We start from the raw sequence: 14490 nt of genomic DNA, 5'->3' as shown, positions 1-14490 counted from the left end.
GCGTCAGCCCACGCGATGGGCGCGGTAGTGCACCGCGTGGGCCTGGCGCTGCGCGACCGCGATGAAGAGGCTGCGCTGGAGATCCGACAGTGCAGGTGCAGCGGTCTCCACCTGCACTGTCGTGCGGAAGCAGTAGGAGCGGGGATCGACGTCCTCGCCACGGCCCAGCCTTTCGAGCACCTCGGGCGATCCCGTGCGCAGGCCTTTCGCATGCAGCAGCAGGAGCGCGCCCGATGCGGTGCGCGCCGAGTAGCGGCCGTCGATCTCGATCGTGCCGTCGGGGCGGACGAGCTGCCAGTCGGCGCCGCCGGGAAGGATCTCGGCCTCGACGGTGCCGGTGATTCGGCCGCCGAGGATCGGGACCACGCGGCGGTGCCCGGCACTGGTGGCGCCGTGGTCCTCCAGCACCCCGAGGTCGACGGAGACGTCGAAGGCGGCCTCGAGCGTCGGGGCGGGCAGCAGGTCATGCAGGGTGTTCACGGGGTGTCCTGACGGTTCGACGAAGTGGTGGCATCCGGCCCGGTGAGCGCGGCGCAGAGGCGTTCGAGTGCGGGGAGTGCGGCGTCGAGCGCAGCGCGATCCGCGTCGTCGAGTTCGCGGCCCACCCGTGCGACGAGGGCGGAGTTCACGGCATCGAAGCGGTCGAACAGGTCCAGCGCCCGGTCGGAGGCGCGCACCACGACTCGACGTCCGTCGGAAGGATCGGGGCCACGCTCGATCAGGCCATCCGCTTCCATCGAGCTGAGCAGGTTGCTCACCGTCGGTCGGCTCAGGCGCAGCTGCGCGGCGATCTCCGCCGGACCTCGGCTCGCACCCGTCGGAAGGGTGCGGAGGACATCGATCTGCGCTTCCGAGAGCTCGGGGAGACCGGCTTCCGCGCGCGTCGCGGCCAGCAGTGCGCGACGCAGCGGAGAGATGACGGCGGCGAGTCTGGCGGCGTCCAGCCCGGTCATCGGCGCGCCTGCGTCGGAGTCGACGAGCCAGCAGAGGGCGGGGTGAGCGACGGCCGGTCGTTGAGCAGCTCGGGCAGGAATCCGGCCGCGACCTTGTAGTCGGTCGCGATCTGTCGACGCTCGGCGAGGGAGATCACCTGCTCGATGTCGTCGAAGCCCTGGGGTGCGCGCTCGCGGGCGAGCTGCATCACCCGCTCGGGCCCGGTGGCCCTGGTGCCGGCTAGCAGCGCGGTCATCGCGGGGCGACGAGCGTCTTCATAGCGGGCGAGCGCCTCCTCGATGCCGGCGGCGGAGTCGTCGGAGGCGGCAAGGTGGAACGCCAGCGTGCGAGCGTCGAGGATCGCCTGTGAGCCGCCGTTCGACCCGTTCGGGTACATCGCGTGCGCGGCGTCGCCGAGCAGGGTGGTGCGCCCGTGGGTCCACTGCGGGAGGGGATCGCGGTCGACCATCGGATACTCGAGGATCTCTTCGGCACGCGCGATCGCAGCGGGGATGTCGAGCCAGTCGAAGCTCCACTCGCGGAACAGCTCGGCGATCGGCGCCGGGTCGACGGCGCGGTTCCAGTCCGCATCGCCGGTGCCGCCGACGCGGCGCTCGGCGATGAAGTTCACGAGCATGTCGCCCGCGGCATCCTTCTCGCTCAGGGGGTAGGCGACGAACTTCTGCTCGCCGTCGCCGGCCATGATCATGGTGCGGCCGTCGAGGAACGCGGGAATGCGGGTGATGCCGCGCCACAGCGTGAGACCGCTCCAGGGCGGTGCGCCCTCGTCGGGGTAGCTCAGGGCTCGCAGTGCGGAGTGGATGCCATCGGCGCCGATGATCACGTCTGCGGTCTCTTCGACCTCGCCGTCGTCGGTCGCGAAGCGCGCGGTCTCGGTGCCGTCGGCGTTCGATGCCGCGGCGATCAGGCGGTGGCCGAGGCGGATCGGCTCGGCCAGACGGGCCTCGGCGAGGTGGCGCAGGGCGAGCTGGAGACGGCCCCGGTGCACGGAGAGCTGCGGCCAGTGGTAGCCGGCGGCGAGTCCGCGCGGCTCGCTCCAGATCTCCTCGCCGCGGCGGGTGAAGTAGCTGAGTGTCGTGGGAGTGACGCCCTCGGCGGCGATCGAGTCGGCGACACCGAGTTCGGTGAGCTCGCGCATCGCGTGGGGGAGGAGGTTGATGCCGACGCCGAGCCCGCGGATGGTGCTGCTGCGTTCGAACACGGTCACGTCGCGCAACCCCGCCTCGTGCAGGCTGATCGCGGTGGCGAGTCCGCCGATGCCTGCGCCGACGATGATGATCCTCATCGATCTCTCCTGCTCTCCGCTCGCCGTGAGCGGTGAACATAGTTTTGTCACAAAACTATGTGGAGCGCAAGAGGTCAGCGTGTTCAGGCGGCGGCGGTGCGTCTGGCGGAGTCGATGATGAGGTCGACCCCGCTCAGGAAGAGGTCCCGGTCCTGCAGCTCCGAGAGCAGCAGGGAGTGCTGCGCGATGAGCGGGAACCTGCGCGGGTCGGCGAGCAGCGGAGTGTCGAGCCAGGAATCGCCATCGTCATCGCTCGTGTTCTCGGCCCGTGCCCGAGCGATGCCGGCGGCGAGCGAGAGCACGTGCGCGGCCAGCAGGGCGTAGTGCCGCACCAGTTCCTCGCCGTCGAGTCCGCAGCGCTGGAACGCGTCGAGCATCAGCTCGATGGCGGCGAGTTCGCCGGGTCCGTGTGTCGTGAGCGTCATCGCCTCTGCGCCGATCGCCGGGTGCCGGGTGAACAGGTCGAGTGTCGCAAGCGACAGTTCGCGCAGGCGCTCGTCCCACCGCTCCAGCGGCGTCTGCACTGATGCCGCTGCGCGGCCGTTGAGCTCATCCAGGAGCGCACCCATCAGGGCGTCTTTGCTCTGGAAGTGGCGGTAGATCGCGGTGGGGTCGGCACCGAGCCTGGAGCCGAGGTCGCGTACCGAGATCGTCGTGACGCCAGGTGCGCCGGAGAGTTCGAGGCCGGCCTCGACGATGAGGTCTCGATCCAGTCGGGCGCGCTTGGGCGGCTGGTCCTTCTTCGTGACCGCGCTCATCGCCGCCTCCTTCCGTCTCGTCCATCATCGCAGTCCGATCGGATTCCGAGCGTGACGCGACGTCTTCAATCTAGGTCGAGTCCCGAGTGTGGTCAACACTGTTGACACCGGTGTTGTCGGGAGCTAGCGTGATCGCAGTTCCCCCTTCGATGCTGCAGAGAGGCAGAACGATGTCATCCGAGTTCGTCTTCCATGGCGGTGCGGTCTTCACCGGCACCGGCACCCCGCTGACCGGTCACGCCGTGATCGTCCGCGGCAGGCGGATCGCCGCCGTCCTCCCCGACGCAGATGCTTCGGCGCGTGCGGCGGGGGATGCGACCTGGGTCGACCTCGCGGGCGCGCTGCTCAGCCCTGGTTTCCAGGATGCGCACATCCACCCCGTTGGCGGCGGCATCGAACTGCTGCAGTGCAACCTCACCGAGGCCGAGAACGCCGAGCAGACGGCATCCCTCATCCGCGCCTACGCCGAGGCGAACCCCGACGAGGAGTGGATCCTCGGCGGTGGGTGGGGGATGGATCACTTCCCCGGTGGCAACCCGCCCCGCGGCCTGCTCGACGAGGCGGCGGGCGGTCGGCCTGTGCTGCTGCAGAGCCGCGACCACCACAGCACCTGGGCGAGCACCGCGGCGATCGAGCGGGCCGGGCTCACGGCCGAGACGCCCGACCCGGAAGACGGCCGGATCGTGCGGGAGGCCGACGGCTTCCCGGCAGGGACCTTCCACGAGGGAGCGGGCGAGCTGTTCGCCACCGTGCGCCCCGCCACCTCCGACGACCTCGCGTATCAGGGACTCCTGCGTGCACAGGATGAGCTCATCGCCCTCGGCGTCACGGGATGGCAGGACGCGATGGTCGCAGCGAACTCCGGCGGCATCGCCGACCCGCTCCCCGCCTACGAGCGCGCCGCAGCCGAAGGGCGCCTGCTGGTGCACGTCGTCGGTGCGCAGTGGTGGGCGCGCGACGGGGGGATCGACCAGGTCGCGCGGATGGCGGACCGCCGTGCCCGCGCCGCCGCCGAGTACCCCGATCGTCGAATCGATCTCGGGACCACCAAGATCATGGTCGACGGCGTGGCCGAGAATCAGACCGCCGCGATGCTCACGCCGTACCGTGACGAGACGGGGCACGACACCTGCAACCACGGCCTCAGCTTCATCGAGCCGGAGAAGCTGCGCGAATACGTGACGGCGCTCGACGAAGCCGGTCAGCAGGTGCACATGCATGCGCTCGGAGACCGCGCCGTGCGTGAGGCGCTCGACGCCCTGCAGATCGCTCGCGACGCCAACGGCGACACCGATGGCCGGCACCACCTCGCGCACCTGCAGATCGTCGCAGCGGATGACGTCGCGCGCTTCGCGCCGCTCGACGCCGTCGCCAACATCCAGGCGCTGTGGGCCACGCACGAGGATCAGCTCGACGAGCTCACGCTGCCGTTCCTGCAGGATGGACAGGTCGACCGGCAGTATCCGTTCGGCGACTTCGTGCGCGAGAACGTGCGCCTGGCAGCGGGCAGCGACTGGCCGGTCTCCACGGCCGATCCCCTCGCCGCCATCCACGTCGCGGTGAACCGCACCTACCCGGGTTCCGCGCAACCGCCCCTCGGTGGTGAGCAGCAGCGACTCGACCTCGAAACCGCATTCGCCGCGTACACCTCAGGCACCGCATACGTGAACCGGCGCGACGACGACACCGGCAGCATCCAGGAGGGCTACCTCGCCAACCTCGTCGTGATCGAGCCGAACCCGTTCGGCATCCCGTCCGCCGAGCTCCACACGGCACGGGTCGCGTCGACATGGATCGAAGGGCGCCTCGTGTACGACGCCTCCGCATCCGACCCTGCTGTACCCGACACCCACCGCAAGGAGTCCTGATGAACCGCACGCTCCTCTCCCGCCCCCTCGTCCGTGGCAGCGCGGCAGCTCTCGCCGGCCTGCTCGCCATCACCGCGCTCGCCGGCTGCGGCCCCGCCGGCTCGACCGACGCCGGGTCCGACGAACCGATCGACTGGAAGCTGACCGAGACCACGGCCGCACCCAGCGGCGACATCGACTCGTTCACCTTCGCGAGCTACGCCGAGCCGTACTCTCTCGACTACGCGTACGCCTTCGATTACGCCGACAACTCCGTGCTCGCGAACGTCTGCGAATCGCTGCTGCGGTTGAACCCCGACTACTCGCTCAGCCCGGGACTTGCCGAGTCGTTCGAGCACCCGACGCCCGACACCTGGGTCTACACGATCCGCGAGGGCGTCACTTTCCACGACGGAACGCCGCTCACTGCCGCCGATGTGGTCGCGTCGATGAGCCGACACCTGGATCCCGCCGAGGGTTCGTTCTGGTTCTCGGTCTATCAGAACGTGAAGTCCATCGAGCAGACCGGCGACCGTCAGGTGACGGTCACGATGACCGGGCCCGACTCGCAGTTCAACCTCGGCATGGGCGGGTCGGCCGGCGTCATCGAGTCGGCGGCGACGCTCGCCGAGAAGGGCGCCGACTACGGCAACTCGACCGGTGGCGTGAACTGCACCGGCCCGTTCCAGCTGACCTCGTGGGACTCGGGGGAGTCGATCACGATGACCCGCTACGACGACTACTGGGACGCCGATCTCAAGGCCCGCTCGGGCGAGGTGAAGCTCGTCTTCATGACCGACCCGACCGCGCGGATCAACGCCCTGAAGTCGGGCAGCGTCGACGGGTCGTGGATGGTGCCGATGGAGGCCGTGCCCACCCTGCAGTCCGCGGGCAAGGGTGACGTGCTGTTCGGCATGAACACGGCGGTCGGCAACGTCGTCGTGAGCAACCTCGAGGGCCCGCTCGGCGACGTCCGCGTGCGCAAGGCGCTGCTGCTCGCGATGGACCGCGACGGGATCCTCCAGGCCGCGTATCGCGGGGTGGGCGCGACGACCGATGTGATGACCACCGAGTCGGTCTGGCAGGACGCCTCGGATGCGGCTCGCACGGCGGCGTTCGACGACATCGCCTCCTACGACCAGAACGTGGAGGAGGCGAAGAAGCTCATCGCCGAGGCCGGTGCCGAGGGCGCGGAGCTCACCTACGTCACCGCGCCCATCAGCAACGACTTCGCCGTCATCTCGCAGGCGACCGTCGCCGCGGCGCAGTCGATCGGTCTGAAGGTGAAGGTCGAGACCGTCACCCCGAACGCCTACACCGCGCTCTTCTCCGACCCGAGCGCCCGCGAAGGCGTCGACCTGTTCTACACGAGCTGGTACCTCTCCAGCCCGGATGCGCTCGAGATGTACTCGGTGCTGCGCACCGGCGACTTCAGCAACTACGGCGGCTGGTCGAACCCCGAGTTCGACGCGATCCTGCAGGAGGCCGTCACGATCGACGACCCGGCGGCGCGCGGCGAGCTGACCGCGAAGGCGCAGCAGATCGCCAACGAGGAGCTGCCGTGGCTGCCGCTGTACCAGGCGCCGATCTCGCTCTTCATGGGCGAGCGCATCACGGGCGTGCAGCCATCGATCGCTTTCATGTACTACCCCTGGGCCGCCACGATCGGCGCCCGCTGAGCGGCTGCGGCGGCCGCCCCGTAGCGGCCGCCGCACCCGTCACCCCCGGCATCGCCGGAACCTCGACCCCGGAGGAGACCACCCGATGACAGCCGCACGTCGCGTCGCCGGAAAGCTCGGCGGCCTGCTGCTGACGCTGTTCCTGGCGTCGCTGCTCGTCTTCTTCTCGCGCTTCCTGGTGCCGGGAGATCCCGTGAGCTTCCTGCTCCGCGGGCGCAAGCCCAGCCCGGAGGCGGTGGCGCAGGTCACCGCCCAGTACGGGCTCGACCTCCCACCGTGGGAGCAGTACTTCCGGTGGGTCCTCGGCCTGCTGCACGGCGACCTCGGCCGTTCGCTGCAGTATCGGCAGGACGTCACGGAGGTGATCGGCGACCGGCTTCCCGTGACGCTGATGCTCGTGACGATGTCGGGGGCGATCGTGCTCGTGGCCGGCGTCGTGCTCGGTGCCGTCGCCGCGCTGAACCGAGGGAAGGCCCTCGACCGGTTCGTGCTGATCGGACTCACGGTGCTCGGCGCGATCCCGTCGTTCGTCGGAGCGATCGTCCTCATCGCGCTGTTCTCGGTGCAGCTGGGCTGGTTCCCCTCATTCGGGGCCGGCGAGGGCTTCTTCGACATGGTCTATCACCTGACGTTGCCCTCGATTGCGCTCGCGCTGGTGTTCATCGTCCTGGTCGGCAAGGTGACCCGCTCGGCCATGGTCGATCAACTGGGCCGCGAGCATGTCGAGGTGTCGACGAGCCGCGGCGTACGACGCCCGGTGGTCGTGCGCCGGCATGTGCTGCGCAACGCCCTGGGTCCGATCCTGACCGTGAGCGGCGTGCTCGTGGCAGGGCTCATCGTGGCGAGCTCGATCGTCGAGGCCGCGTTCGGGCTGTCAGGCATCGGCTCGCTTCTCGTGCAGTCCGTCGACCGGCTCGACTTCCCGGTCGTGCAGGCCATCGTCCTCCTCGTCGTGATCGCGTTCGTCGTGATGAACGCCATCGTCGACATCCTCGAACCCTGGATCGACCCGCGATCCGCTGCCGGAGCTGGTGCCCGATGACCTCCTCGACCCCCACTCTCGCGATGCGGGTGCTGCGTGCGCCCCGCCGGAAGCGTCCGCGATTCCTGTACCTCGCCAGCGTCGTCGTGCTCGGGGCTGTCGTGCTGGCCGCGGTCTTCGCGCCCTTAATCGCACCCTGCGACCCTGATGCGGTGGACTTCACCGCCTTCCTTGCTCCGCCCTCGGCCGCGCACTGGCTCGGCACCGACTCGCTCGGGCGCGACCTGCTCAGCCGGTTGATCTACGGCGGGCGCACGGCGCTCATCGGCCCGCTCCTCGTGGTCGTCTTCTCCACGGTCATCGGCATCCTCTTGGGGCTCTGGGCCGGATGGCGGGGTGGGTGGATCGACGCCGCACTCAGCCGGGTCTTCGACGTGCTGTTCGCATTCCCCTCGCTGCTGATCGCGATCATGGCGGTCGCCCTGTTCGGCAAGGGGCTGGTCGCACCGATCATCGCGATGAGCATCGCCTACGCCCCCTTCGTCGCTCGGCTCACCCGCTCGCTGGTCGCCGCGGAGCGCACCCGTCCGTATGTCTCGGCCTATCGGGTGCAGGGCTTCGGAGGATCGTGGATCGCCCTGCGCCGCGTGCTGCCGAATGTCACGCCGATCGTCGGAGCCCAGTCCACTCTGAACTTCGGCTACGTGCTCGCCGAGCTCGCGGGGCTGTCGTTCCTCGGCCTCGGCGTGCAGGCGCCGACCGCCGACTGGGGCGCGATGATCAACGAGGCGCAGTCGGGGGTGGCGGCAGGGCAGTTCCTGCCGGCGATCGCACCCGCCGTCGCCGTCGTGATCGTCGTCGTGTGCGTGAACATCATCGGTGAGGAACTCTCCGATCGGATCGGCGGAGGGATCCCCGCATGAGCACTCTTCTCGACATCCAGGACCTCACGCTCGACCTCCCGAACGGCACCCGTCTCCTGCACGGCATCTCGCTGCAGGTCGCGCCGGGCGAGACCGTCGGGCTGGTCGGCGAGTCCGGCTCCGGCAAATCGCTCACGGCGCGTTCGGTGCTCGGGCTGCTGCCCGACCGGGCGATCACGGGCGGCACCGTTGAGGTGAACGGGCGGTCCCCGCTCGCGGGTGCGGCCGGTCGGCAGGAGATCCGTCGACACGAGGCGGCGATGGTGTTCCAGGATCCGCGGGCCGGCATCAACCCCATGCGCACGATCGGCGACCACGTCTCGGAGGCGCTGCGACTGTGCGAGGGGTGGTCGAAGGATGCCGCGCACGCACGGGCCGTCGAGCTGCTCACGGCCGTGCGTCTGCCGGCGCCCGCCGACCATCTGTCGCAGCATCCGTACGAGCTGTCAGGCGGCATGCTGCAGCGCGTCATGATCGCCGGAGCGTTGAGCGCGTCGCCGAGCCTGCTGGTGTGCGACGAGCCGACCACCGCGCTCGACGTCACGACCCAGGCCGAGATCGTGCAGGTGCTGCGGGACCTGTGCGCGCAGAGCGGGATGGGGATGCTGTTCATCACGCACGACCTGAACCTCGCCGGCTCCCTGTGTGATCGCCTCGTGGTGATGAAAGACGGCGCGATCGTCGAGGAGGGCACGGCGCGAGAGGTGCTCACGGCGCCTGCCGCCGAATACACGCGTCGTCTAGTCGCCGCGACTCCGCGCATCTCGGGGTCGATCACGCCGCCGACCGCGGCATCCGGTTCCGAACCGCAGCTCGTGGTGGCCGGAGTCGGCAAGACGTATCGGCGCCGAGGGAAGGATCCGGTCGCGGCCGTCGCCGATGCCGATCTCGTGATCGCCCGTGGCGGATCGCTGGCCGTGGTGGGCGAGTCGGGGTCGGGCAAGTCGACGCTCGCGCGGATGATCGTCGGGCTCGAGGAGCCTGACGCCGGGGAGATCCGCATCGGCGGACGCTCGATGTCGGGCATCCCGCGGTCGCGTGCGGAGCGTCTCGAGCGCGCGAAGAGCGTGCAGATGGTGTTCCAGGATCCGTATCTGTCGCTGGACCCGCGGATCCCTGCGGGGAGAGCGATCGAAGACGTGCTGAAGCTGCACACCGGGCGGACCGGGGCCGATGCCGCTGCCAGGGCGCTCGAGCTGATCACAGCAGTCGGGTTGGGAGAGGAGCATCTCGCCGCCCGACCCCGCACGCTGTCGGGCGGTCAGCGTCAGCGCGTCGCGATCGCCCGCGCACTCGCCGTGGAGCCGGAGCTGCTCGTGATGGACGAGGCGACCAGTGCGCTCGACGTCTCGGTGCAGGCGCAGGTGCTCGACCTCGTCGCCGGGATCCGTCGGGAGCAGGGTCTCACCCTGCTGTTCATCAGCCACGACCTCGCGGTCGTGCGCAAGGTGTGCGCCGAGACGATCGTGATGCGTCGAGGCGAGATCGTCGAGGCCGGTCCGACCGAGCAGCTGCTGGGCGACCCGCAGCACGAGTACACGCGACTGCTGATCGACTCGGTGCCGGTTCCGATCACCTGAGGGCTGTTCGAATCGCGCGAACGGCCCCGTCTCCTCTCGGGATGGGGCCATTCGCGCGATTCGAGCGCGGGGCGGCGGCGTCAGGCCACGTAGATCTTGCGGAGCGTCTCGGTGACGGTCCAAGTCGTGCGCATGCCCTCGGCGAGGCGCACCACCGAGCCGGGGCCGACCTCGAGGTCGGGGAGGCCGGATGAGGCGAACGCGATCGTGGCGCGGCCGGACAGCACGACGAACACCTCGTCGGCCTCGATGTCGGTCGCGGTACCCGGTGTCATCTCCCAGATGCCGATCTCGGTCCCGCCGAGCGCCGCCAGCTCGTGCACGGCGGCCGTCGGCGACCCGGCGAGCACATCGTCCGCGGGGAGAGGTCCGTGATCGAGGGGCAGAGCCGCCGCATCCACTCCCGCCCCTGCGGCGAGACCGTTCACGAGTCGAACCCCATGCCCACGGCGTCGAGCGTCTTGAGGAACAGGTTGCGCCTGCCCTCGTTGTGGTCGGCCTGGTTCATGGCTGCGCGCACGAGGTTGACTCCGATCGAGGCGGCGGGTTCGGGAGGGAAGGGGATGGGCTTCTCGCGCACCATCCGCAACTGGGTGCGCTCGGTCTCCTCGCCGGCAAGCTTGTCGAGCATGACGTCGGCCGCGAAGCGCGCGGCGCCGACGCCGAGCCCGGTGAATCCGGTCGCGTAGGCGACGCGGCCCTTGCGGGCGGTGCCGAAGAAGGCGCAGAAGCGGCTCGACGAGTCGATCGCCCCGGCCCAGCGGTGGGTGAAGCGCAGACCCTCCAGCTGCGGGAAGGTGGTGAAGAAGTGCGAGGCGAGCCGGCGGTGGCTCTCGATGCGGTCCTCGTACTCCGGCCGCACCTTGCCGCCGAAGTGGTAGACCGCGTCGTAGCCGCCGAACAGGATGCGGTTGTCGCCCGTGAGCCGGTAGTAGTGGAACTGGTTCGCGCTGTCGGCGAGTCCCTGCCGGTTCGACCAGCCGATCGATGCCAGCTGCGCGGTGGTGAGCGGCTCGGTCATCAGCACGTAGTCGTACACGGGCACGGTCATCAGGCGGTTGCGCTTGAGGAGCGAGGGGAAGACGTTCGTGCCGAGGGCCACGGCATCGGCGACCACCCGGCCGTTCGGGGTGACCAGGGTGATCGGTCCCGATCCGTCGCCCTCGATCCCGCGCACCAGGCTGTGCTCGTAGATCTCCACCCCCAGGTCGGCGGCGACGCGGGCCAGCTCCACGCCGAGCTTGGCGGGGTGCACCATCGCGCAGCCGTCGCGGTCCCAGTCTCCGGCCAGGAAGGTGTCGGAGTGCACCTCGGCCTGCACGGCTTCTCGGTCGAGGAAGCCCGGCTCATCGCGGAACCACTCGACCTGGTGCGGCTCGACGGCGACGGCCAGCTGCCCCGTGCGCTCGAACTCCGCATCCATGCCGTAGCGCTGGATCGTCTCGCCGATGCCGTCGAGGTTCGCGTGGCCCAGCTCTTCGAGCCGGTCGATCTCCTCCGGCCAGCGATTCACACCGTTCTCGTGGCCGTGGGTGAGGCTCGACTCGCAGAAGCCGCCGTTGCGTCCGGACGCGGCCCACGCGATGCGCGAGGCCTCGAGCAGCACGACACGACGCTCGGGGTCGCGCTCCTTCGCGCGCACCGCCGTCCACAGGCCGGCGTACCCGCCGCCGACGATCGCGAGGTCGGCGCGGACCGTGCCGTTGAGGCGGGGGTGCGTCGGCCGATCCACGTCGTCGAGCCAGAACACCCGCAGGTCGGTGTCGCGGAGCGAGGCGTCGATGACGGACGGCGACGGCGGCTGGCGTTCGAAGACGGTGGTGCCCATTGTTCTCTCCGTTGTGTGCGGGGCGCGCCTCAGCGCGTGCCCCAGTTGTAGAGGTCTTTGTAGAGGCCTGCGTAGAGCATGCTCTCGGTGTGGGTGATGCCCGGGATGGTGCGGATGCGGGTCGCGATGAGATCGATCAGGTGCTCGTCGTTCTCGCACACGGCCTCGACGAGGATGTCGAAGGTGCCGAGCGTGACGACCACATACGCCAGCTCGGGGATCGTGGTGAGCTCCTCGGCGATCTCGCGAGGGTCGCCCGAGACGCGGATGCCGATCATCGACATGCGGTGGAAGCCGAGCTGCATGGGGTCGGTGACGGCGACGATCTGGATGATGCCGGCCTCGGTCATCCGCTGCACGCGCTGGCGAGCCGCTGCTTCGCTCAGCCCGACCTCGCGCGCGATCTCGGCGTAGGGGCGGCGGCCGTCTTCCTGCAGCAGTTCGACGATGCGCTTCGAGATGTCATCAAGGGCAGGCTGGGACGGCTTCGTGCTCATGTGTCGATATTGTCAGCCGGTTCTGCATTCTGCAACCGATTCAGTTGTTTCGTCTGATCAGATCTTCAGATTCCGTATGGATGTCGATACGATGACCCCATGTCCAGTCACCTCCTGAAGAACTCCGCGCCGCTGCAGAACTTCATCGGCGGCCGCTACGTGCCCGCGAGCGGCGCCGACCGCATGCCGCTCGTCGATCCTGTCACCGAAGAGACCTACGGGGAGCTCCCGGTATCGGACGGCAGCGACGTGGATGCCGCCTACGCAGCCGCATCCGCCGCCTTCCCGATCTGGCGCGACACCACGCCCGGCGAACGGCAGCTGGCGCTGTTCCGCATCGCCGACGAGATGGAGGCGCGAGCGGAGGAGTTCGCCGACCTCGAGTCGCAGGACACCGGCAAGCCGCGGGCCAGCCTCGTCGCGGACGAGATCATGCAGTCCGTCGATCAGCTGCGCTTCTTCGCGGGTGCGGCGCGAAGCCTCGAGGGCAGGGCCGCGGGGGAGTACCTCGCCGGTCACACCTCCTTCGTGCGGCGCGAACCCGTCGGCGTGATCGGCCAGGTCACGCCGTGGAACTACCCGCTGAACATGGCGGTGTGGAAGATCGCTCCCGCACTCGCCGCCGGCAACACGGTCGTGCTGAAGCCCGCGGAGTCGACGCCGCTCACCACCCTGCTGCTCGCCGAGATCGTCGCGCTGCACACGCCGGCCGGCACGCTCAACGTCGTGCTCGGAGACAGGGACACGGGTGTCGCGCTCGTGGAGCACCCCACGCCGCAGATGGTCGCGATCACCGGTTCGGTGCGTGCGGGCATGGCGGTCGCGCGTTCGGCGGCCGACGACGTCAAGCGCGTGCACCTCGAGCTCGGCGGCAAGGCTCCGGCGATCGTGTTCGCCGATGCGTCGATCGACAAGGCCGTCGAGGGCATCATCACCGGCGCGTTCTTCAACGGCGGACAGGACTGCACCGCTGCCACCCGGGTGCTGGTGCACGCCTCGCGGCACGATGAGCTGATCGCCGCGCTGGTCGCCAGGGCGAAGACCCACGCCCGCACCGGCGGCCCGCGCGAGGAGGGGGTGCTGTACGGCCCGCTGAGCAGTGCGGCACAGCTCGCGCAGGTGCAGGGCTTCATCGATCGCCTGCCCGCGCACGCGACGATCGAGACCGGCGGACGCCGCCAGGGCGACCGCGGCTACTTCTGGGAGCCCACGATCGTGTCGGGCGTGCGACAGGACGACGAGGTCGTGCAGGGAGAGATCTTCGGACCGGTGCTCACGGTGCAGGCGTTCTCCGAGGACGCCGAGGCCCTGGAGATGGCCAACGACGTGCCCTACGCGCTCGCCGCGTCGGTGTGGACGACCGATCATGCCAGGGCGATGCGCTTCTCGCGTGATCTCGATTTCGGCTGCGTGTGGATCAACACCCACATCCCGTTCGTGTCGGACATGCCGCACGGCGGATTCAAGCACTCCGGCTACGGCAAGGATCTGTCGCAGTACGGTTTCGACGACTACACCCGCATCAAGCACGTGATGAGCGCACTCGACTGAGGCGGCGGCTGGCGGCGTGCCCTCAGGTGCTCAGGATCTTCACGCGGGGAGCGTCTTCACGTGGGGAGTGTCTTCACGCGGGGAGTGTCTTCACGCGGCGGTGCTCGCGCAGGGTGAGCTGAGGACGCTCCTCGATCTTGATCGCGCCGTCTTCGAGCCAGCCGTGGCGGGCGTAGAAGGCGTCGGCGCGCTCGTTGCCGTCGAGCACCCACAGGTAGGCGCGGTCGTGACCGGCCTCGGTGATCCGCTGCTCGGCGGCCACGAGCAGGGCATGACCCGCGCCGGTGGACCAGGCGGAAGGGTCGGCGTAGATGCCGTACACCTCTCCGTCGGCGAGGCCGTCGGGGTCGCGGCCCGAGCCGAGTGACGCCCAGCCGATGAGGCGGTTGTCGCGCACGGCGACGAGGGTTCCCAGGCTCGTCGGCAGCGGCTCGGCGAGTATGCGCCGCCAGCCCGCGGCTCTCTCATCGACGGAGAGACCGTCGAGTACGGACTGGTCGATGAGTCCTCGATAGGCGGCCTGCCACGAACGCACGTGCACGCCGGCGATGTCTTCGGCGTCTTCGGCGCGTGCATCGCGGATCACCAGTGCACTCATCCCGCCAC

At 69.5% G+C, this 14490-nt stretch carries 14 protein-coding genes; 6 read left to right on the top strand and 8 right to left on the bottom strand.

Annotated elements, in window-relative coordinates; genetic code table 11:
• Window positions 1-3: 3 nt before the first annotated feature.
• The 4 genes from ASC55_RS08800 to ASC55_RS08785 all read right to left on the bottom strand — a co-directional run bounded on the left by ASC55_RS08800 (window position 4) and on the right by ASC55_RS08785 (window position 2997).
• The gene (locus tag ASC55_RS08800) at window positions 4-480 is read right to left on the bottom strand and encodes a DUF3237 domain-containing protein (protein WP_235563170.1); all 477 of its coding nucleotides are present in this window, start codon (window positions 478-480) and stop codon (window positions 4-6) included.
• Window positions 477-953 carry a MarR family winged helix-turn-helix transcriptional regulator gene (locus tag ASC55_RS08795; protein ID WP_055866028.1) on the bottom strand — a complete coding sequence of 159 codons (477 nt, stop codon included), beginning with the start codon at window positions 951-953 and terminating at the stop codon, window positions 477-479. The genes ASC55_RS08800 and ASC55_RS08795 overlap by 4 nt, the downstream gene beginning before the upstream one ends.
• The gene (locus ASC55_RS08790; protein WP_055874512.1) at window positions 950-2239 is read right to left on the bottom strand and encodes a flavin-dependent oxidoreductase; all 1290 of its coding nucleotides are present in this window, start codon (window positions 2237-2239) and stop codon (window positions 950-952) included. The genes ASC55_RS08795 and ASC55_RS08790 overlap by 4 nt, the downstream gene beginning before the upstream one ends.
• Before the next feature lie 83 nt (window positions 2240-2322).
• Window positions 2323-2997, bottom strand: a complete 675-nt coding sequence (locus ASC55_RS08785; RefSeq protein ID WP_055866024.1) for a TetR/AcrR family transcriptional regulator — start codon at window positions 2995-2997, stop codon at window positions 2323-2325.
• 170 nt (window positions 2998-3167) lie between these two features.
• On the opposite strand from ASC55_RS08785, the gene ASC55_RS08780 reads away from it, so the two are divergent.
• From ASC55_RS08780 to ASC55_RS08760, 5 genes are all read left to right on the top strand, one after another.
• On the top strand, window positions 3168-4865 hold the full coding sequence (locus ASC55_RS08780; RefSeq protein ID WP_055866022.1) for an amidohydrolase: 1698 nt from the start codon (window positions 3168-3170) through the stop codon (window positions 4863-4865).
• Window positions 4865-6523, top strand: a complete 1659-nt coding sequence (locus tag ASC55_RS08775; RefSeq protein ID WP_055874509.1) for an ABC transporter substrate-binding protein — start codon at window positions 4865-4867, stop codon at window positions 6521-6523. Before ASC55_RS08780 ends, ASC55_RS08775 begins: the two co-directional genes overlap by 1 nt.
• An 85-nt stretch (window positions 6524-6608) precedes the next feature.
• Window positions 6609-7565 (top strand): ABC transporter permease, encoded by a 957-nt coding sequence (locus ASC55_RS08770; RefSeq protein ID WP_055866018.1) that lies wholly within the window; start codon window positions 6609-6611, stop codon window positions 7563-7565.
• The gene (locus ASC55_RS08765) at window positions 7562-8428 is read left to right on the top strand and encodes an ABC transporter permease (protein ID WP_055874506.1); all 867 of its coding nucleotides are present in this window, start codon (window positions 7562-7564) and stop codon (window positions 8426-8428) included. Before ASC55_RS08770 ends, ASC55_RS08765 begins: the two co-directional genes overlap by 4 nt.
• Window positions 8425-10008, top strand: a complete 1584-nt coding sequence (locus tag ASC55_RS08760) for an ABC transporter ATP-binding protein (RefSeq protein ID WP_055874503.1) — start codon at window positions 8425-8427, stop codon at window positions 10006-10008. The genes ASC55_RS08765 and ASC55_RS08760 overlap by 4 nt, the downstream gene beginning before the upstream one ends.
• A gap of 80 nt (window positions 10009-10088) precedes the next feature.
• On the opposite strand, the gene ASC55_RS08755 is transcribed toward ASC55_RS08760, so the two are convergent.
• The 3 genes from ASC55_RS08755 to ASC55_RS08745 are packed head-to-tail and all read right to left on the bottom strand — an operon-like array spanning window position 10089 to window position 12333.
• The gene (locus ASC55_RS08755; protein ID WP_055874500.1) at window positions 10089-10436 is read right to left on the bottom strand and encodes a cupin domain-containing protein; all 348 of its coding nucleotides are present in this window, start codon (window positions 10434-10436) and stop codon (window positions 10089-10091) included.
• Window positions 10433-11836, bottom strand: coding sequence for an NAD(P)/FAD-dependent oxidoreductase (locus tag ASC55_RS08750; RefSeq protein WP_055874497.1), 1404 nt, complete (start codon window positions 11834-11836; stop codon window positions 10433-10435). Before ASC55_RS08750 ends, ASC55_RS08755 begins: the two co-directional genes overlap by 4 nt.
• A gap of 29 nt (window positions 11837-11865) precedes the next feature.
• Complete coding sequence (locus ASC55_RS08745; RefSeq protein WP_017829446.1) at window positions 11866-12333, bottom strand: Lrp/AsnC family transcriptional regulator; 468 nt, start codon at window positions 12331-12333, stop codon at window positions 11866-11868.
• A gap of 99 nt (window positions 12334-12432) precedes the next feature.
• Here ASC55_RS08745 and ASC55_RS08740 point away from each other — a divergent pair, with 99 nt between their 5' ends.
• A complete protein-coding gene (locus ASC55_RS08740; protein ID WP_055866007.1) occupies window positions 12433-13884 on the top strand; it encodes a gamma-aminobutyraldehyde dehydrogenase in 1452 nt (483 codons plus the stop codon).
• Window positions 13885-13957: 73 nt separating this feature from the next.
• Here ASC55_RS08740 and ASC55_RS08735 read toward each other — a convergent pair whose 3' ends face one another.
• Complete coding sequence (locus ASC55_RS08735; protein ID WP_055874494.1) at window positions 13958-14482, bottom strand: GNAT family N-acetyltransferase; 525 nt, start codon at window positions 14480-14482, stop codon at window positions 13958-13960.
• Between the last annotated feature and the right edge of the window lie 8 nt (window positions 14483-14490).

The sequence above is a fragment of the Microbacterium sp. Root322 genome, from assembly GCF_001425645.1.
GTDB lineage: Bacteria > Actinomycetota > Actinomycetes > Actinomycetales > Microbacteriaceae > Microbacterium > Microbacterium maritypicum.
This window is presented reverse-complemented; position numbering and strand designations above follow the sequence as displayed.

Bases quoted from the DNA above. Each gene is read 5' to 3' on its own strand.
- ASC55_RS08795 (WP_055866028.1), bottom strand. From the start codon at position 953: ATGACCGGGCTGGACGCCGCCAGACTCGCCGCCGTCATCTCTCCGCTG.
- ASC55_RS08790 (WP_055874512.1), bottom strand. From the start codon at position 2,239: ATGAGGATCATCATCGTCGGCGCAGGCATCGGCGGACTCGCCACCGCG.
- ASC55_RS08785 (WP_055866024.1), bottom strand. From the start codon at position 2,997: ATGAGCGCGGTCACGAAGAAGGACCAGCCGCCCAAGCGCGCCCGACTG.
- ASC55_RS08780 (WP_055866022.1), top strand. From the start codon at position 3,168: ATGTCATCCGAGTTCGTCTTCCATGGCGGTGCGGTCTTCACCGGCACC.
- ASC55_RS08775 (WP_055874509.1), top strand. From the start codon at position 4,865: ATGAACCGCACGCTCCTCTCCCGCCCCCTCGTCCGTGGCAGCGCGGCA.
- ASC55_RS08770 (WP_055866018.1), top strand. From the start codon at position 6,609: ATGACAGCCGCACGTCGCGTCGCCGGAAAGCTCGGCGGCCTGCTGCTG.
- ASC55_RS08765 (WP_055874506.1), top strand. From the start codon at position 7,562: ATGACCTCCTCGACCCCCACTCTCGCGATGCGGGTGCTGCGTGCGCCC.
- ASC55_RS08760 (WP_055874503.1), top strand. From the start codon at position 8,425: ATGAGCACTCTTCTCGACATCCAGGACCTCACGCTCGACCTCCCGAAC.
- ASC55_RS08750 (WP_055874497.1), bottom strand. From the start codon at position 11,836: ATGGGCACCACCGTCTTCGAACGCCAGCCGCCGTCGCCGTCCGTCATC.
- ASC55_RS08745 (WP_017829446.1), bottom strand. From the start codon at position 12,333: ATGAGCACGAAGCCGTCCCAGCCTGCCCTTGATGACATCTCGAAGCGC.
- ASC55_RS08740 (WP_055866007.1), top strand. From the start codon at position 12,433: ATGTCCAGTCACCTCCTGAAGAACTCCGCGCCGCTGCAGAACTTCATC.
- ASC55_RS08735 (WP_055874494.1), bottom strand. From the start codon at position 14,482: ATGAGTGCACTGGTGATCCGCGATGCACGCGCCGAAGACGCCGAAGAC.